This is a genomic window from Ralstonia sp. ASV6, from assembly GCF_016429285.1.
GTDB lineage: Bacteria > Pseudomonadota > Gammaproteobacteria > Burkholderiales > Burkholderiaceae > Ralstonia > Ralstonia flaminis.
In genome coordinates this window covers 1-2,176 of sequence record NZ_JAELUI010000293.1, presented here as the reverse complement: position 1 = coordinate 2,176, position 2,176 = coordinate 1, and the positions used below count along the sequence as shown (strand labels likewise).

General features: G+C 66.0%; 3 protein-coding genes. All 3 read left to right on the top strand.

Annotated elements, in window-relative coordinates:
• The first annotated feature begins 36 nt into the window (after positions 1-36).
• Positions 37-930, top strand: a complete 894-nt coding sequence (gene mmsB / locus JHD73_RS27565; protein ID WP_199033307.1) for a 3-hydroxyisobutyrate dehydrogenase — start codon at positions 37-39, stop codon at positions 928-930.
• Complete coding sequence (locus JHD73_RS27560) at positions 930-1,727, top strand: enoyl-CoA hydratase (protein WP_199033306.1); 798 nt, start codon at positions 930-932, stop codon at positions 1,725-1,727. Before mmsB ends, JHD73_RS27560 begins: the two co-directional genes overlap by 1 nt.
• The coding region (locus tag JHD73_RS27555) for an enoyl-CoA hydratase/isomerase family protein (protein WP_199033305.1) at positions 1,724-2,176 on the top strand (453 nt) is incomplete at its 3' end. The genes JHD73_RS27560 and JHD73_RS27555, both read left to right, overlap by 4 nt.

Sequence of the window (2,176 nt, the reverse complement as noted above, 5' to 3'; positions counted from 1 at the left end):
CCATCAGCCTGCGCTGAGCGGCCAAGGAGCGTTGTCATGAAGATCGCATTCATCGGCCTGGGCAACATGGGCGCCCCGATGGCGCACAACCTGTTGAAGGCAGGCCATGCACTCAACGTGTTCGATTTGAGCGCGCAGGCAGTCGGGTCGCTGGTGGAAGCAGGAGCCGTGGCCGCAGCATCGCCGAAAGAGGCGGTGACGGGTGCCGAGACTGTCATCACCATGCTGCCCGCCGCAGCGCATGTGCGTCATGTACTGACTGCGGAAGACGGTGTCCTGGCGGGTATCAGCAAAGGCGTGCCCATCATCGATTCGAGCACCATCGACCCGGCCAGCGCCAAGGCGTTTGCCGCGCTGGCGGCCGAGCATGGCAACACCTTCATCGACGCGCCGGTCTCGGGTGGAACAGGCGGCGCGGCTGCAGGCACACTCACCTTCATGGTGGGCGGCAGCGCAGCGGCGTTCGAGCAGGTGCGCGCGGTGCTTTCCGCCATGGGCAAGAATCTCGTGCACTGCGGTGATACCGGTGCAGGCCAGGGCGCGAAGATCTGCAACAACCTCGTGCTTGGCATCACCATGGCCGGTGTGGCTGAGGCCATGTCGCTGGGTGAGGCGCTGGGCATCGACCCGAAGGTGCTGGGCGGCATCATCAACACATCCACCGGCCGCTGCTGGAGTTCTGACACGTATAACCCGTTCCCCGGCGTGATCGAGACCGCGCCATCGTCGCGTGGCTACACCGGTGGCTTCGGTACGGACCTGATGCTCAAGGACCTGGGCCTGGCGGGCGATGCGGCCAAGTCTGTGCGCCAGCCAGTCTATCTTGGTGCGCTGGCGCAGCAGCTCTACCAGACCGTGAGCAGCAAGGGCGACGGCAGGCTGGATTTCTCTGCTGTCATCAAGCTCTATCGCCAGGGCGGAGGCGTGTGATGATCGAACTCGATTTTCTCCACGACAACACTGTCGCGCTGCTGACGCTCAAGCGCCCACCCGCCAACGCGTTCACCCCGGAGGGCTTGCTGCAACTGCAGTCCACCCTGGAACGCCTGAACGCCGACGCGCGCGTGCGCGCCATCGTCATCACCGGCGATGGCCCGAAGTTCTTCAGCGCCGGGGCGGACCTCAACACCTTTGCCGATGGCGACCGCGATGTCGCACGCGAGGCCGCTGCACGTTTCGGTGCGGCCTTTGAAGCGTTGCAGAATGCGCGCCCCGTGGTGATTGCTGCCATCAACGGCTTTGCGATGGGCGGCGGGCTGGAGTGCGCGCTGGCCTGCGACATCCGCATCGCCGAGGCTCACGCCAAGCTCGCTGTGCCTGAAACCGCTGTCGGCCTGCTGTGCTGCGGTTGCGGCACGCAGACGCTGCCGTGGCTCGTGGGTGAAGGCTGGGCCAAACGCATGATCCTGACCGGCGAGCGCGTCGATGCACAGACCGCCTTGCGCATCGGCCTGGTGGAAGAGGTGGTGGAGACCGGTGCCGCACGCGAGGCCGCCATCGCCATGGCGCTGCGGGTGACGACGCTCAGCCCGCAGGCCGTCACCTTCAGCAAGCAGCTGATCCACCAGGCGCGTAACGGCGTGCCGCGCAGCGCGGCGCTGGCCGTGGAGCGTGAACGCTTTGTCGACCTGTTCGATCACCCCGATCAACGCGAAGGCGTGAACGCTTTCCTGGAGAAACGCGCGCCACGCTGGCACACCACACACGAATCGGAGACGCTGCAATGAGTGCCGTCCAGATGCAGGCGCAGCCAGATACCGCCGCGGCCGAACCCGAAGTGCTGATGCGCGTGATCAACCGCGTGGCGATCATCACGCTGAACCGGCCTTCTGCATTGAACGCGCTGTCGCACGGCATGGTGCGGCAGTTGGCGGTGCTGCTGGAGCAATGCCGTCATGACGACGGCATCGTTGCGCTGGTACTGCGCGGCGCCGGGCAGAAGGGCTTCTGTGCGGGCGGCGACGTGCGTTCGCTCTACCAGCTTGCCAAGCAGGGCCGCCGGGACGGCGACGACGGCTGGCTGCAATTCTTCATCGACGAATACCGGCTCGACTACGCGCTGCATCAGTTCCCGAAGCCGATCGTCGCGTTGATGGACGGCATCACCATGGGCGGCGGCATGGGCCTCGGGCAGGCGGCGCGCCTGCGTGTGGTGACCGAGCGCACGAAGATGGCC